Here is a 14350-nt window from a genome sequence, read left to right on the forward strand (position 1 = left end):
CGGCGGCTCCGATGCCGCCGTTCGCCGGCTGCCACTCAGCGGTAGTGCTCGTGGCCGCCGACCGGCCAGCGCCGCCCGTCGACACGCACGCCCTCGCCGTCGATGACGGCACCGATGACGCGCCACTGCTCCGGCAGGTCGGTACCGCGCGGGAAGGTCGCGGCCAGCGCGTAGTCATCACCGCCGGTGAGGACCCACACCAGCGGGTCGACGTTGAGCGCGGCCCCCACCTCGGCCAGCTTCGCGGGTACCTCGATCGCCTCGCCGCGCAGTTCCAGGCGCACCCCGCTCGCCTCGGCGATGTGGCCGAGGTCGGCGATCAGCCCGTCGCTGACATCGGTCATCGCCGTCGCGCCGAGCTGCGCCGCGCGGGGGCCCTCCGCGTACGGCGGCTCCGGGCGTCGGTGTGCGGTCACCACCTGCACCGGCGAGCGGAACCCGCGCCCGAGCACCGCCAGCCCTCCGGCGCTCCAGCCCAGCCGGCCGGCCACCGCGACCACGTCGCCGACGCGGGCCCCGCCGAGCGTCACCGGGTCGCGCCCCTGCAGGTCACCGAGCGCGGTCACCGCCAGCGTGATCGTGTCCGCGGCCGTCACGTCCCCACCGACCACCGCGGCACCCACCTCGCCGCACTCCTCGCGCAGCCCGGCCACCAGGCCGTCGACCCAGTCCAGCGCGAGCGTGCCCGGCGCCGCGAACCCGACCAGCAACGCGGTCGGCACGGCCCCCATGGCGGCGATGTCCGCCAGGCTGCGGGCGGCCGCCTTGTGCCCGATGTCGTTCGCGGTCGACCAATCGCGGCGGAAATGCCGGTTCTCCACCAGCATGTCGGTGGACGCCACCACCCTGCCGTCGGCGGCCGCGACCACCGCCGCGTCGTCGCCCGGACCGAGCAGCGTCGTGTCGGCCCCGGCCAGCGCGGCCGTGATCCGCCTGATCAACCCGAACTCGCCGACATCTGAAACGGTGATGACGTCACTCCTGCTGTATCGAGCCGATCGCCCGGGACCGGCCCGTCCGGCCGGCACGCGGCACCGGCGGGGCCCTGCGCTACGTTCATACCGTCCGGACGAACCAGCACCGAAGGGGCGCGCCGATGAGTGTGAATGCCTACATCCTGATCCAGACCGAGGTCGGCAAGGCCGCCGCCGTGGCGCAGGAGATCGGCGCTCTCGACGGGGTCACCAACGCCGAGGACGTCACCGGTCCGTACGACGTGATCGTGCGCGCCGAGGCGGACACCGTGGACGAGCTGGGCAAGCTGGTCGTCGCGAAGGTGCAGGGCGTCGCCGGGATCACCCGCACGCTGACCTGCCCGGTCGTCCACCTGTAGCAAGGGGCCTGGAGATCTCCCCGGACACCCGCCGGGCGGCGCTGATCGCGACCGCGCTGACCGTGCCGATCGTGATCGTCCTGGGGCTGATCTTCGGCCTGTCCGGCGGGACCGGTCCGGGTTCGGCGCCGACCACCGCCAGTGCGCCGCCGAGCGCGCTGCCCGCGCTCACCCCGACCGCACCGCCGTCGAATCCGGCCGCGGCCGCGTCGTGCACCAAGCTGTTGCAGACCCTGCCCGAGCGGCTCGGCGACCTGCTGCCCCGCGTCGTGCACCCCAGGCCGGACTCGCTGTTCGTGGTCGCCTGGGGCGAGCCCGCCGTCATCGTGCGCTGCGGCGTCCCGCGTCCGGCCGACCTCAAGCCCGGCAGCGCCGACTTCGTTCCGGTGGTGAACGGGGTGTCGTTCCTGGAGCACGACACGTCCGACGCCCACGTGTACGTGGCGATCGACCGTGCCGCCTACGTCGAGATCAGCTTCCCGAAATCGAGCGGGTCGGGCGAACTGCCGCTGCTGGCCACGGCCATCGCCAAGGCGATGCCGCCGGTCTGCCTGCCGCAGGCCGGCGTCGGCGAGAAGCAGCCCGACCCGGCCGACCTGTGCGTGAACCGTCCCTGACGGCTACCCGTCGACGCGACTACCCGTCGACGCCGCGCCGTGCGGCGGCGTCGGCAGCGCGCACGAAGGCGCTGACCAGCCCCTGGATGGCAAGCGGACGCAGCCGCGACAGCATCGCCACGACCTGCTCGTCGCCCAGCTCGCCGCGCTGGTAGGGCCCCCAGATCGCCTTGACGAAGACGTCGGTCAGCCCGTTCGCGACGGCGGCCGCGTGCTCGCCGATGATCTCGGCCGAGTCGTGCAGCACGCTCGCCGGGACGGGCAGGGCCAGCAGCTCGAGCGCGTGGCCGAGCAGCGCGGGCGACACCCGGTAGGTGTCGCCGCCGGCCGCGTGCAGGGCGCCGATGCCGTCCAGGTACCGCAGCTCGTCCTCGGTCAGCCGCCGGCCGACCCGCCGCTCGAGCGCGGCCCGGTCCAGCTCCTCGGTCTGCTCCGGCAGCCACGGCGCGAGTACGGCGGCGTGCACCGCGTACTCGGACGGCGCGGCGTCGGCCGGGATCCGCTGCAGGACCCGCTCGATCGCGGCGAGGGTGTAGCCGTGCTCCTGCAGGGTGCGGATCAGCTCGAGGCGCATCCGGTGCCGCGCGTCGTAGTACGCGACCCGGCCGCGCCGCTCCGGAGCGGGCAGCAGGCCTTCGGTGGCGTAGAACCGCACCGTGCGCACCGTCATGCCGGTGCGGGCGGCCAGCTCGTCGATCGTGAGCGTGTCGCCGTCGGGAGCGGGTACCGCGGACATGGGTCGCAAGCGTAGACCAATGACACACTTACTGGCACTTGACAACTGTGACAGTAAAACTGGCAGTATCGGGTAACCACTCGCGACAGGACGGGACCCCATGACCGAAGCGTTCGTCTATGACGCCGTGCGCACGCCGCGCGGGCGTGGCAAGAACACCGGGTCGCTGCACGGCACCAAGCCGATCTCGCTGCTGACCGGGCTGATTGCCGAAGTACTGGCCCGCAACCCGGGCATCGACCGGCAGGCCGTCGAAGACGTGATCCTCGGCGTCGTCACCCCGGTGGGCGAGCAGGGCGCCGACATCGCGCGCACCGCCGCCCTGGCGGCCGGCTTTCGCACCTCCGGTGCCGGGCTGCAGCTGAACCGGTTCTGCGCCTCCGGCCTCGAGGCCGTGAACATCGCCGCGCAGAAGGTCCGCTCGGGCTGGGAGGACCTGCTGTTCGCCGGCGGCGTCGAGTCGATGTCCCGCGTGCCGATGGGTTCGGACGGCGGCGCGTGGGCGCAGGACCCGGAGACCGCGTACGACACCGGCTTCGTCCCGCAGGGGGTGGGCGCCGACCTGATCGCCACCATCGAGGGTTTCAGCCGCGCCGACGTGGACACCTTCGCCGCCGAGTCGCAGACCCGCGCGGCGAAGGCGATCGCCGACGGCGCCTTCGCCCGTTCGGTGATCCCGGTCCGCGACCTCAACGGCGAGATCGTGCTGGACCACGACGAGTTCGTGCGCCCCGGAACCACGCCGGAGTCCCTCGCCGGGCTCAAGCCGTCGTTCGAGGGCATCGGCGAGATGGGCGGCTTCGACGCGGTCGCCCTGCAGAAGTACCACTGGGTCGAGAAGATCAACCACGTGCACCACGCCGGAAACTCCTCCGGCATCGTCGACGGCGCCGGGCTGGTCGTGGTCGGCAGCGAGCGCGCCGGCACCGACTTCGGGCTGACCCCGCGCGCCCGCGTGGTCGCCACCGGCGTCGTGGGCAGCGAACCGACGATCATGCTGACCGGGCCCGTCCCGTCCGCGCAGAAGGCGCTGGCCAAGGCCGGGCTGGACGTCACCGACATCGACCTGTTCGAGGTCAACGAGGCGTTCGCCGCGGTGGTCATGAAGTTCATGAAGGACCTGAAGGTGCCGCACGAGAAGGTGAACGTGAACGGCGGTGCCATCGCGATGGGCCACCCGCTCGGCGCCACCGGGTCGATGATCCTCGGCACCTTGATCGACGAGTTGGAACGCCGCGACCTGCGGTACGGGCTGGCCACGCTCTGCGTGGGCGGCGGCATGGGCGTGGCGACGATTGTGGAGCGTGTGGCATGAGCAACGACACCATCAAGTGGGAGCAGGACGCGGACGGCATCGTCACGCTCACCCTGGACGACCCGAGCCAGCGCGCGAACACGATGAACGGCGCCTACCAGGCGTCCATGAAGGCTGCGATCGACCGGCTGTACGCCGAGCGGGATTCGGTCAGCGGCGTGATCGTCACGTCCGGCAAGGACACCTTCTTCGCAGGCGGTGACCTGCGGCTGCTGTCGCAGGTCACCGAGGCCAACGCGGCCGAGTTCGCAGCCGGGGTCACCGCGATCAAGGCCGACCTGCGCCGGCTGGAGACCCTCGGCAAGCCGGTGGTCGCCGCACTCAACGGCGCCGCGCTCGGCGGCGGGCTGGAGATCGCGCTCGCCTGCCATCACCGCGTCGCGCTGGACAACCCGAAGGCGCAGTTCGGACTGCCCGAGGTGACGCTCGGCCTGCTGCCAGGTGGTGGCGGCGTCGTGCGCATCACCCGGCTGCTCGGCATCGTCGACGGGCTGATGAAGGTGCTGCTGCAGGGCACCCGCTACAAGGCGGCGCAGGCGCTCGAGATCGGCATCGTCGACGAGGTGGCGCCCACGCCGGAGGCGATGTTCGCCGCGGCGCGCGCCTGGATCAAGGCCAACCCGGAGTCGGTGCAGCGCTGGGACGCGAAGGACTACCGGATGCCGGGCGGCTCGCCGACCTCGCCCAAGCTGGCCGGCATGCTGCCCGCGCTGCCGGGCAACCTGCGCAAGCAGCTCAAGGGTGCACCGATGCCGGCGCCGCACCACATCATGTGCGCCGCCGTCGAGGGTGCCGGGGTGGACCTGGACACCGCGCTGGCCATCGAGGGCCGCTACTTCGTGAACCTGGCCAAGGGGCAGACCGCGAAGAACATGATCCAGGCGTTCTGGTTCGACCTGAACTCGATCAACGCGGGCGGCTCGCGTCCGGACGGCTACGACACGCGCCAGGTGCAGAAGGTGGCGGTGCTCGGCGCCGGCATGATGGGCGCCGGCATCGCCTACGTCTCGGCGCGCAACGGAATCGAGGTCGTGCTCAAGGACGTCTCGCTCGAAGCGGCCGAGAAGGGCAAGGGCTACTCGCAGAAGCTGCTGGACAAGCAGGTTTCGCGCGGCAAGAGCACGCAGCAGCAGGCGGACGCGGTGCTCGCGCGCATCACCCCGACCGCCGACTACGCCGACCTGGCCGGCTGCGACCTGATCGTCGAGGCGGTCTTCGAGAACGTCGAGCTCAAGCACTCGGTGTTCGCCGAGGCCGAGCCGGCAGTCGCCGCGGACGCGCTGCTGGGCTCGAACACCTCGACGCTGCCGATCACCTCGCTGGCCGAGGGCGTGCAGCGCAAGAGCGACTTCATCGGGCTGCACTTCTTCTCCCCCGTCGACAAGATGCCGCTGCTGGAGATCATCCGCGGCGAGCAGACCTCGGACGAGGCGCTGGCCCGGGCACTGGACTTCGCGGCGCAGATCAAGAAGACGCCGATCGTCGTCAACGACAGCCGGGGGTTCTTCACCTCGCGGGTGATCGGCACGTTCGTCAACGAGGCGCTGGCGATGGCCGCCGAGGGCGTCGCCCCGGCCTCGATCGAGCAGGCGACGACCCAGGCCGGTTATCCGGTCGGCGCGCTGCAACTGGCGGACGAGCTCAACCTGGAGCTGTTCCTGAAGATCCGCGACGAGACCCGCAAGGCGGCCGGAACGTCGTACACGGCGCACCCGGCCGAGGCCGTGGTGGAGAAGATGGTCGAGCTGGGCCGGCCCGGGCGGTTGCGCGGCGCCGGCTTCTTCGACTACGACGAGACCGGTAAGCGGCTCGGGCTCTGGCCCGGGCTGGCCGAGGTGTTCCCGGTCGAGAATCCCGAGTCCGTCGACCTGCACGAGCTCGGCGAACGGATGCTGGTGATCGAGGCGGTCGAGTCGGCGCGCTGCGTCGAAGAGGGCGTGATCGTGCAGGCCGCGGACGCGAACATCGGCTCGATCATGGGCATCGGCTTCCCGCCGTGGACCGGTGGCGTGCTGCAGTACATCAACGGGTTCGCCCGGCTGGACGGCCTGGGCGAGACCGGGCTGCGCGGCTTCGTCGTGCGGGCCGAGGAGTTCGCGAAGGCGTACGGCGCCCGCTTCGCGCCGAACCCGCTGCTGCGCAAGAAGGCCGAGAGCAACGACACGTTCTAGCACTGTTGGCCCCGTAGCAGGGCGACACGCCGCGGGTGAGCCTGCTACGGGGCCAACAGTGGGTTGAGGGGGCTGATCATGGCGGGGCCACTGCACGGCGTGCGGGTGCTGGAGCTGCCCGCGATCGGGCCGGTGCCGCTGCTCGGAATGCTGCTCGCCGACCTGGGTGCCGACGTGATCCGCGTCGACAAGCTCGCCGGGGACGGCATGTTCGACGCGCTGCCCGCCGGTCCGCTCGGACGCGGCCGCCGCTCGATCGGCCTCGACCTGCGCAAGCCCGGCGGGCCCGAGGTGGTGCTGCGGCTGATCGAGGGCTGCGACGCGCTGATCGAGGGGTTCCGTCCGGGCGTCGCCGAACGGCTGGGTATCGGGCCGGACGAGGCGCTGGCCCGCAACCCGCGGCTGGTCTACGGCCGGATGACCGGCTGGGGGCAGCACGGCCCGCTGGCCGCCACCGCCGGGCACGACATCACCTACCTGGCGATCACCGGCCTGTTGCACGGCATCGGCCCCAAGGACAGCCCGCCGGTGCCGCCGGTCAACTACGTGGCCGACTTCGGCGGCGGCTCGATGTTCCTCGCGACCGGCGTGCTGGCCGCCCTGCTGCACGCCCGCGCCACCGGTGAGGGGCAGGTCGTGGACGCCGCGATGACCGAGGGCGCCGCCTATCTGGGCTCGATGACCCGTACCCTGTTCGCCAGTGGTGGCTGGACCGACCAGCGGGGCGCGAACCTGCTCGACGGCGGCGCCCCGAACTACCGCTGCTACGAGTGCGCCGACGGCAGGTACGTGGCCGTCGGCGCCCTGGAACCCCGGTTCTGGACGGCGCTGCTGGGCGGCCTCGGGCTGGACCCGGACACCACGCCGTCGGCGTACGACCCCGCCCGGTGGGACGCCTGCGCGGCGGTGCTGGCCAGTGCCTTCGCGACCCGCACGCGCGATGAGTGGGCAGCCGTGTTCGAGCCGCTGGACGCGTGCGTCGCGCCGGTGCTGACGCTGGCCGAGGCACCACAACACCGGCACAACGCCGCGCGTGGCAGCTACGTACAGGTGGGCACGGCGACGATGCCCGGGCCGGCGCCGCGCTTCTCGGCGACGCCGGGCGGGGCGACCGGTTTAACCGAGGTCGCGGCGGCCACCGACGAACTGCTCGCCGCCGCCGGCTTCACCACCCAGCAGGTCGCGCAGCTTCGCGAATCGGGCGCCATCGCCGGAACTGACTAGACTCTCGCCCGTGGCAAAGCGTCCCGTCCCCCAGGTTGAGGTCCGGCTCACCCAGCAGGGCACGATCTCCTGGCCGGCGGCGCTGCGCAACCGCTGGCAGGCGAAGTACCTGCTGGTCGAGGACCACGGCGACTACGCGATCGTCCGGCCGATGGCCACCGACGATCCGCTGGCGATCACCCGCCAGCGGCCGATGCGCGACCGCTGAGGCCGGCCAACTCGGCGCGGAACCCGTCGCGCCAGGTGGCGTACCGCGGCGCCCAGCCCAGTTCGCGCTTGGCCCGCTCGTTGGACGCCGACGGCGCCGACGTCATCATGAACGTCGCGCCCTCGCCCGCGGCCAGCCGCCCCACCCAGGCCGGCACGTGCCGCGGCGGCTTCGCGCCGAGCAGGTCGGCCAGGTAGGGCAGCCAGTCCCTGGTGCGCGCCGGCTCGTCGTCGATCACGACGTACACGCCGGCGCCCTTCGTCAGCGCCGCGATGGTTGCGGTCGCCGCGTCGTGCACGTGCAGGAACGTCCAGTACCCGCCGCCGTCGCCGACGATCGGCAGCTTCCGCTTGCGGATCGCGGTGATCTGCGGGCCCCCGTCCGCCAGTGAGGTATGCGGGCCGTAGAAGCCGCCGTAGCGTAGTGCGACGCCGCCGGGCGTCGCGGTGACCAGCTCTTCGAGCCGCCGTAGCGCCGCCGCCGACTCGCGGAACGCCGCGGGCGGGTCCGGCCGGATCGCCCCGTGCGCGTCGACGAACACCCAGCGGAAGCTCTGTGCCACGAAGCGGGAGACACCTGACTCGCGCCCCGCCGCCAGCAGGTTCTCGGTGCCCTCCGTGCGCAGCAGGTTCGTTCCGGCGAACAGCCTGTCGAAGTTGCGGAAGTTGTTGCCGAGCTCCGACAGTGCGGTGGCCTGGTGCACGATGGCGTCCGGCTGCACCTGCGCGACGGCGCGACGCACGGCGTCGCGGTCCAGCACGTCCAGCGCGAGCGGCTTGGCGCCGAGCGCGGTGAGCTCGGCGAATCTGCGCTCGTTGCGGCTGGTACCGACGACCTCGTGCCCGGCGCCGGCGAGCAGCGGGACGAGCTGGCGTCCTACGGCTCCGGTGGCTCCCGCGACCAGTACTCGCATCATGATCTCCTCATCAGTCGTTGTGCTGCCCAGGAGACGACCGGCCCACGCCGCCTGTGACAGGCTGCTGGGGTGAGCCAGAGCACAGCCGCGCTGTACGCCGAGCTGCGGCCGCTGCTGTTCTCGATCGCCTACCGGATGCTCGGCGCGGTGACCGAGGCCGAGGACGTCGTGCAGGACTCGTTCGTCCGGTTCCAGCATGCGCTGCAGGACGGCACGGTGATCCAGAACCCCAAGGCGTACCTGACCACGACCGCGACCCGGCTCTCGCTGGACACGCTCACGTCGGCGCGGCGCAACCGCGAGTCGTACCTGGGCGAATGGCTGCCCGAGCCGCTGCTCGCATCGGACGAGCTCGGGCCGGCCGGCCAGGCGGAGCTGAGCGACTCGCTGTCGATGGCGTTCCTGATCGTGCTGGAGAGCCTGAACCCGATCGAACGCGCGGTGTTCCTGCTGCGCGACGTGTTCGGCTACCCGTACGAGGAGGTCGCCGAGTTCGTCGACCGCTCGCCGGAGAACTGCCGCCAGATCCTGGTGCGGGCCCGCGCCAAGGTGCAGCAGGACAGGCCCCGTTTCGACGCCTCCCCGGAGCGCCGCGCCGCCCTGGCCGAGAGCTTCTTCGCCGCGTGCCGGCGCGGCGACCTGGCCGCGCTGAAGGAACTGCTCGCGGCCGACGTGGCGTGGCACGGCGACGGTGGCGGCAAGGCGCCGGCCACCGCACGGACGATCTACGGCGCGGACCGCGTACTGCGCCTGCTGGTCAGCCTGTTCGGGCAGGGCGCCACGCTGGGCATGGTGTCCGAGCCCGCCCTGGTCAACGGCCAGCCGGGAGCGGTGAACCGGACCGCAGACGGGCAGATCGTCAGCGTGTTCGCGCTGGAGATCGCCGACGGGCAGGTGCAGGCCGTGCACTCGGTGGTGAACCCCGACAAGCTCGGCCACCTCGGCCCGGTCGCCGATGTGCGGGCGCTGCTGGCCGGCCTGCGCCGACCGCGGCCATGATCGAGAGGTAACGAATCGGGCGAACCGGGAAGGGCTTCGGTGAGGTGCCGGCTGAACCGAGGAGCTGCCATGGCCAGGAACCCGTACCGCGTGGGCGACGCGGTGTACGTCCGTGACGGGGAGAACTACCTGCGGCGCAAGGTGGTCGGCACCACCCGACATACCGTGCTGGTCGCGCCGTTCGCCGACAGCGGGTACGCGATCCGGCACCGGTGGCGCCGGGTGCATCGGGCGCTGCCGCCGGTGGTCCTCACCGACAGCGACTGGGCGGCGCTCGAGGCGCAGTTCGCGGACGCGCCGTCAGGCGGCGCGGCGTGATGGTCCGGGCGTTCCCCCGCTGCAGCCGGTGCGAGTGCCCGGTCAACCGCGACGAGTGCGTGCAGGTGCGCGCGCGCCGGTGGCATCCGCGGTGCTGGGACGCGTACCAGCTCGAGGTTCTCGCCGAGGCGATGAAGGACCTGGCCCGGTGACGCCGGTCGCCTGAGCGGCATCACCGCACGGCGACCGCCGGCCGGTTGTCTATCGTGTGCCGGTGACGACCACCGAGCCGCTGCCGCCGGCGCCGCCCGTCAGCCTCGACCCGGCCGAGCTCGCGGTGTGCTTGAAGGTGCTCGCGCAGAGCGAGCAGTTGCCACCGGAACACCCCGACGCGATCGCGATCCGGCGGGCCACCGGCCGGATCTTCAAGCAGGTGAAGCGGGCCCGGCGCGATGCCCGCCGCGACGCGATCTCCGCGGCCGACCGTGCCGTGGTGGCGGCGACCGCGACCGGGTCGCCGCAGCGCATCGACGACGAGACCGAGGGCATCGCGCTGGTGTCCAGCGCGCGCGGTGCCAGCGCCGGAACCTACCTGCGGCCGCGCCCCTGCTACGTCTGCAAGCAGGACTACACGCAGGTGGACGCGTTCTACCACCAGCTCTGCCCGGACTGCGCGGCGCTGAACCATGGCAAGCGGGACGCGCGCACCGACCTCACCGGCCGCCGCGCGCTGCTCACCGGCGGCCGCGCCAAGATCGGTAGGTACCTCGCGCTGCGCCTGCTGCGCGACGGCGCGCACACCACGATCACCACCCGGTTCCCGAACGACGCGGTGCGCCGGTTCACCGCCGAGCCGGACAGCGCCGACTGGCTGCACCGGCTGCGCATCGTCGGCATCGACCTGCGCGACCCGGCCCAGGTCGTCGCCCTGGCCGACTCGGTCGCGGCGGCCGGGCCGCTGGACATCCTGATCAACAACGCCGCGCAGACCGTGCGCCGCTCCCCCGGCGCTTACGGGCCGCTCGCGGCGGCCGAGAACGACCCGCTGCCGGACGGGCCGCTGCCCGAGATCCTCACCTTCGACCACATCTCGGACGCCCACCCGCTGGCGCTGGCCGGCTCGCTGGCCGAGCATCCGCTGCCGCACCTGCCGCAGACACTGGACGGCGCGCAGATCTCCCGGCTCGCGGTGCTGGCCGGTTCGGCGTCGTTGCAGCGCCACCTGGACAGCACCGCGATCGACGCCGGCGGCCTCGTCCCGGACCGCAACAGCGTCAACAGCTGGACGCAGCGGGTCGATGAGGTCGACGCGCTGGAGCTGCTCGAGGTGCAGCTGTGCAACACGACCGCCCCGTTCGTGCTGATCAGCCGGTTGCGGCCCGCGCTGGCGGCCAGCCCCGCACGGCGCACGTACATCGTGAACGTCTCGGCGATGGAGGGCGTGTTCGGCCGCGGCTACAAGGGCCCGGGCCACCCGCACACCAACATGGCCAAGGCGGCGCTGAACATGCTCACGCGCACGAGCGCGACCGAGCTTTTCGGCGACGGCATCCTGATGACCTCGGTCGACACCGGCTGGATCACCGACGAGCGGCCGCACTTCACCAAGATCCGGCTTGCCGAGGAGGGCTTCCACGCCCCGCTCGACCTCACCGACGGCGCGGCCCGCGTGTACGACCCGATCGTGCAGGGCGAGGCGGGAGTCGACCTGTACGGCTGCTTCCTGAAGGACTACCGGCGCGCCGACTGGTGATCTGATCGCGGCGCAGGGTGGGCCGTAGGCTCGGCGCGTGCTGCCCGCCGTCACCGCCCTGCGCTACGTCACGCCGCTGCGTGAGGGCGGCTCGCTGCCCGGGCTGATGGAGGCCGACGACCTGGGCACCTACGTCGTCAAGTTCACGGGCGCGGGCCAAGGACCCAAGGCACTGGTCGCCGAGGTGATCTGCGCCGAACTGGCCGGTGCGCTCGGGCTGCCGGTCCCCCGGCTGGTGACGGTCGAACTCGACCCGATCCTCGCGGCCAACGAACCGGACGAGGAGGTGCAGGACCTGCTGCGCGCCAGCCCGGGCACCAACCTCGGGGTCGACTTCCTGCCCGGTGCGCTCGACCTGGACGTCACCGCTTTCCCGATCGACGCGGGGTTCGCCGGCCGGGTGATCTGGTTCGACGCGCTCGTGGGCAACGTCGATCGCTCGTGGCGCAACCCGAACATGCTGTTCTGGCATCGCGAGCCGTACCTGATCGACCACGGCGCCGCGCTGACGTTCCACCACCGCTGGCCGGCGCGCGCGAGCTCGTTCGGCTACGACGCCCGCGAGCACGCGCTGCTCGGCTGCGCGCCCGATCTGGACGCCGCGGACGCCGCCCTGGCGCCGCGCGTCAGCACGGACGTGCTGCGTGCCGCGGCCGCGCAGGTTCCGGACGCCTGGCTGGCCGATGGGGCCGGTGATCCGGATGCGGCGCGCGCCGCGTACGTCGAGGAGCTCACGGCACGGCTGGACGCGCGGGACGCCTGGCTGGCGTCGGTGCACGACGCGGTGCTAGCGCACGACGAGGCCGGGCGGATCGCCTCGGCCGCCCGGCGCAACCGGCCGTACTGGCTCGGTGGTGCCTCGTGAGAAGCCCTGTGTCAAGCCGCCTCGAGTTGATCTTGCTTGAGGATGCGTTGGAGCGCGAGGTGTTGTTCGGGGTCGTAGGCCTGGTGGGTCTGCCAGCAGTGCCAGATGATGTTGAGCCAGGCGCGGGCGAGGATGCGGACGGCGTGGGGGTGGTCGTGGCCGCGGGTTCGGGCACGGTTGTAGAGGTCAGCAGCCCAGGGGTTGGCGCGGCGGGTGTCGCCGGCGAAGTCGGTGACGGCGTCGCGCAGTTGTTTGTCGCGGGCCCAGCGGAACGCGACGACGTGGCTCTTGCCCGATTGTCGGGTCGAGGGTGTGACGCCGGCCAGGCTGGCCAGCGATTCTCGGGTGGGGAAGCGGGCGCGGCAGTCGCCGATCTCGGCGAGCAGCCGGGCGGCTCGGACTTTTCCGGCGCGGGGCAAGCTGGTGAAGATGTGCGCGTCAGCGTGCGAGGCGAGCTGGGTCTCGATCTCGGTACTGAGGGCTTTGATCTGTTCGAGCAGCACGGTCAGCACAGCGACGTAGCCGCGGGTGATCGCAGCGTGGGCGTCGGCCTCGGTGCCGATGGGGCCGCGCGGGGCGGTGAGCAGGCGGGCGTGCAACACCGCCGGATCGACCTTGCCGGAGTAACCCTGCTTGGCCAGCCAGGTTCCGAGGCGGATCGGGGTGAGCCAGTCGGCCTGCTGCTGAGTGGTGAAGCGGGTCAGGAAGGCGAGGCTGATCGCACTGTCGAGATCGGCGAACAGGCCGACCGCGCCAGGGAAAACTCGCTTGAGGTGGTCCCGCAGCTGGTTCGCGGTGCCGACGCGGTTGGCGACCAGGTCGCGACGGGCGCGGACGGCGCGGCGCAGCGCGACGGTGGGCGGAGTGTCGGGGATAAGAGGTCGCAGCCGGGCTCGGTCGGTGCGCAGCGTGTCGGCCAGCACGAACGCGTCGAACCGGTCGTCCTTGTTGCCGGCCGAGCCGTACCGACCGCGCAGGTTCTTGACCTTGTTCGGGTTGATCACCACGACGGTCAGGCCAGCGGCGAGCAGCGCGTCGACTACCGGCCCGTCCGGGCGTTCGATCGCGACCTCGTGACAGCCGGCGTCGATGAGGACGGCGACCAGCTCGCGCAACCCGTCGGCGGTGTGCTGGACGGTGTGCCGGACGAGTTCGCGGCCGCGGTCGCTAACGACCGAGACGGCATGGTCATCACGCGACCAATCCAACCCGCCGGTAAGACCGTTGGGCGGCTCGTCGGGCAGTGTGCTGTTCGGGGTGGTGCTGGCAGACTTCACGTCAGCCTCCTCGCTGCTAGACCCAGTGGGGAGGCGCCCACGTGCGGTACCGGTGGTTCCCGGACGTGGCAGCCGGTTCGCTCACTGATCGGCGCTCGACGGCGCTCAGCCCTGTCGACGGTCGGCACGTCCCGGGCAACCACCAGGCCTCGCATATCTCACGATGGACCTCAACCGGGTCGAGCGAGCTGGGCGATGACCTGGCGGCACCTCGGGCGCATCACCAATCCATCCGAGATCAGTGACACAAGGATGGTGCACCAGTGAGCGAGCTGGTCCCGTTCGAGTACGCGGTGCTGCGCGTGGTGCCGCGGGTCGAGCGCGGCGAGGCCATCAACGCCGGGGTGCTCGTGTACTGCCGCGATCGCGACTTCCTCGGCGCGCGGGTCGGCCTGGACGCCGCCCGGCTGCGCGCGCTGGACCCGGCGGCCGATGTCGAGGCCGTCCGTGCCGCGCTGGACGCCGCCGCGGACACCTGCGGTACGGGCGGCCCCGGGCCGGCCGCGGCCGAGCAGATCGGCCGCCGGTTCCGCTGGCTCACCGCGCCGCGCAGCACGGTCGTGCAGCCCGGTCCGGTGCACACCGGCCTGACCGCCGACCCGGCGGCCGAACTGGACCGGCTACTGGCCCTGCTCGTCGCGCCGCCCGGCCCGCCGGCACCGACCCGCTAGCCGACGG

General features: G+C 72.2%; 16 protein-coding genes. 12 read left to right on the forward strand and 4 right to left on the reverse strand.

Annotated elements, in window-relative coordinates; genetic code table 11:
• Nucleotides 1-35: 35 nt before the first annotated feature.
• Complete coding sequence (locus tag M6B22_RS03390; RefSeq protein ID WP_331459782.1) at nt 36-941, reverse strand: thiamine-phosphate kinase; 906 nt, start codon at nt 939-941, stop codon at nt 36-38.
• A 155-nt stretch (nt 942-1096) separates the two neighbouring features.
• On the opposite strand from M6B22_RS03390, the gene M6B22_RS03395 reads away from it, so the two are divergent.
• Both M6B22_RS03395 and M6B22_RS03400 read left to right on the forward strand, forming a co-directional pair.
• A complete protein-coding gene (locus M6B22_RS03395) occupies nt 1097-1333 on the forward strand; it encodes an Lrp/AsnC family transcriptional regulator (protein WP_269444369.1) in 237 nt (78 codons plus the stop codon).
• Between the two features lie 71 nt (nt 1334-1404).
• Nucleotides 1405-1950 carry a DUF3515 domain-containing protein gene (locus tag M6B22_RS03400; protein ID WP_269444370.1) on the forward strand — a complete coding sequence of 182 codons (546 nt, stop codon included), beginning with the start codon at nt 1405-1407 and terminating at the stop codon, nt 1948-1950.
• 19 nt (nt 1951-1969) lie between these two features.
• Here the strand turns inward: M6B22_RS03400 and M6B22_RS03405 are convergent, their stop codons facing one another.
• Nucleotides 1970-2686 (reverse strand): MerR family transcriptional regulator, encoded by a 717-nt coding sequence (locus M6B22_RS03405; protein ID WP_269444371.1) that lies wholly within the window; start codon nt 2684-2686, stop codon nt 1970-1972.
• Between the two features lie 100 nt (nt 2687-2786).
• Between M6B22_RS03405 and M6B22_RS03410 the strand changes: the two genes are divergently transcribed.
• From M6B22_RS03410 to M6B22_RS03425, 4 genes are all read left to right on the forward strand, one after another.
• The gene (locus tag M6B22_RS03410; RefSeq protein ID WP_269444372.1) at nt 2787-4001 is read left to right on the forward strand and encodes an acetyl-CoA C-acetyltransferase; all 1215 of its coding nucleotides are present in this window, start codon (nt 2787-2789) and stop codon (nt 3999-4001) included.
• Nucleotides 3998-6172, forward strand: a complete 2175-nt coding sequence (locus M6B22_RS03415; RefSeq protein WP_269444373.1) for a 3-hydroxyacyl-CoA dehydrogenase NAD-binding domain-containing protein — start codon at nt 3998-4000, stop codon at nt 6170-6172. The genes M6B22_RS03410 and M6B22_RS03415 overlap by 4 nt, the downstream gene beginning before the upstream one ends.
• A gap of 78 nt (nt 6173-6250) precedes the next feature.
• A complete protein-coding gene (locus tag M6B22_RS03420) occupies nt 6251-7396 on the forward strand; it encodes a CaiB/BaiF CoA transferase family protein (RefSeq protein WP_269444374.1) in 1146 nt (381 codons plus the stop codon).
• Between the two features lie 10 nt (nt 7397-7406).
• Complete coding sequence (locus tag M6B22_RS03425; RefSeq protein ID WP_269444375.1) at nt 7407-7604, forward strand: hypothetical protein; 198 nt, start codon at nt 7407-7409, stop codon at nt 7602-7604.
• Here the strand turns inward: M6B22_RS03425 and M6B22_RS03430 are convergent.
• Complete coding sequence (locus M6B22_RS03430; protein ID WP_269444376.1) at nt 7573-8520, reverse strand: NAD-dependent epimerase/dehydratase family protein; 948 nt, start codon at nt 8518-8520, stop codon at nt 7573-7575. The two genes, M6B22_RS03425 and M6B22_RS03430, sit on opposite strands and share 32 nt — an antisense overlap.
• A 69-nt stretch (nt 8521-8589) precedes the next feature.
• On the opposite strand from M6B22_RS03430, the gene M6B22_RS03435 reads away from it, so the two are divergent.
• The 5 genes from M6B22_RS03435 (at nt 8590) to M6B22_RS03455 (ending at nt 12395) form a co-directional block, all read left to right on the forward strand.
• Entirely contained in the window at nt 8590-9519 is a 930-nt protein-coding gene (locus M6B22_RS03435) for an RNA polymerase sigma-70 factor (RefSeq protein WP_269444377.1), read from the forward strand.
• A 69-nt stretch (nt 9520-9588) separates the two neighbouring features.
• The gene (locus M6B22_RS03440) at nt 9589-9837 is read left to right on the forward strand and encodes a hypothetical protein (RefSeq protein WP_269444378.1); all 249 of its coding nucleotides are present in this window, start codon (nt 9589-9591) and stop codon (nt 9835-9837) included.
• On the forward strand, nt 9834-9989 hold the full coding sequence (locus M6B22_RS03445; protein WP_269444379.1) for a hypothetical protein: 156 nt from the start codon (nt 9834-9836) through the stop codon (nt 9987-9989). Before M6B22_RS03440 ends, M6B22_RS03445 begins: the two co-directional genes overlap by 4 nt.
• Before the next feature lie 62 nt (nt 9990-10051).
• Nucleotides 10052-11530 carry an SDR family oxidoreductase gene (locus M6B22_RS03450; protein WP_269444380.1) on the forward strand — a complete coding sequence of 493 codons (1479 nt, stop codon included), beginning with the start codon at nt 10052-10054 and terminating at the stop codon, nt 11528-11530.
• A gap of 37 nt (nt 11531-11567) precedes the next feature.
• Entirely contained in the window at nt 11568-12395 is an 828-nt protein-coding gene (locus M6B22_RS03455) for a HipA family kinase (RefSeq protein ID WP_269444381.1), read from the forward strand.
• Nucleotides 12396-12406: 11 nt separating this feature from the next.
• Here M6B22_RS03455 and M6B22_RS03460 read toward each other — a convergent pair whose 3' ends face one another.
• Nucleotides 12407-13672, reverse strand: a complete 1266-nt coding sequence (locus M6B22_RS03460) for an IS110 family RNA-guided transposase (protein ID WP_269444382.1) — start codon at nt 13670-13672, stop codon at nt 12407-12409.
• A gap of 263 nt (nt 13673-13935) precedes the next feature.
• Here M6B22_RS03460 and M6B22_RS03465 point away from each other — a divergent pair, with 263 nt between their 5' ends.
• On the forward strand, nt 13936-14343 hold the full coding sequence (locus M6B22_RS03465; protein ID WP_269444383.1) for a DUF3037 domain-containing protein: 408 nt from the start codon (nt 13936-13938) through the stop codon (nt 14341-14343).
• Nucleotides 14344-14350 lie beyond the last annotated feature (7 nt).

The organism is Jatrophihabitans cynanchi (assembly GCF_027247405.1).
Lineage (GTDB): Bacteria > Actinomycetota > Actinomycetes > Mycobacteriales > Jatrophihabitantaceae > Jatrophihabitans_B > Jatrophihabitans_B cynanchi.

Excerpts from the sequence above, each read along its gene's own strand:
- M6B22_RS03395 (WP_269444369.1), top strand. The coding sequence starts at position 1,097 with ATGAGTGTGAATGCCTACATCCTGATCCAGACCGAGGTCGGCAAGGCC.
- M6B22_RS03405 (WP_269444371.1), bottom strand. The coding sequence starts at position 2,686 with ATGTCCGCGGTACCCGCTCCCGACGGCGACACGCTCACGATCGACGAG.
- M6B22_RS03410 (WP_269444372.1), top strand. The coding sequence starts at position 2,787 with ATGACCGAAGCGTTCGTCTATGACGCCGTGCGCACGCCGCGCGGGCGT.
- M6B22_RS03415 (WP_269444373.1), top strand. The coding sequence starts at position 3,998 with ATGAGCAACGACACCATCAAGTGGGAGCAGGACGCGGACGGCATCGTC.
- M6B22_RS03420 (WP_269444374.1), top strand. The coding sequence starts at position 6,251 with ATGGCGGGGCCACTGCACGGCGTGCGGGTGCTGGAGCTGCCCGCGATC.
- M6B22_RS03430 (WP_269444376.1), bottom strand. The coding sequence starts at position 8,520 with ATGATGCGAGTACTGGTCGCGGGAGCCACCGGAGCCGTAGGACGCCAG.
- M6B22_RS03440 (WP_269444378.1), top strand. The coding sequence starts at position 9,589 with ATGGCCAGGAACCCGTACCGCGTGGGCGACGCGGTGTACGTCCGTGAC.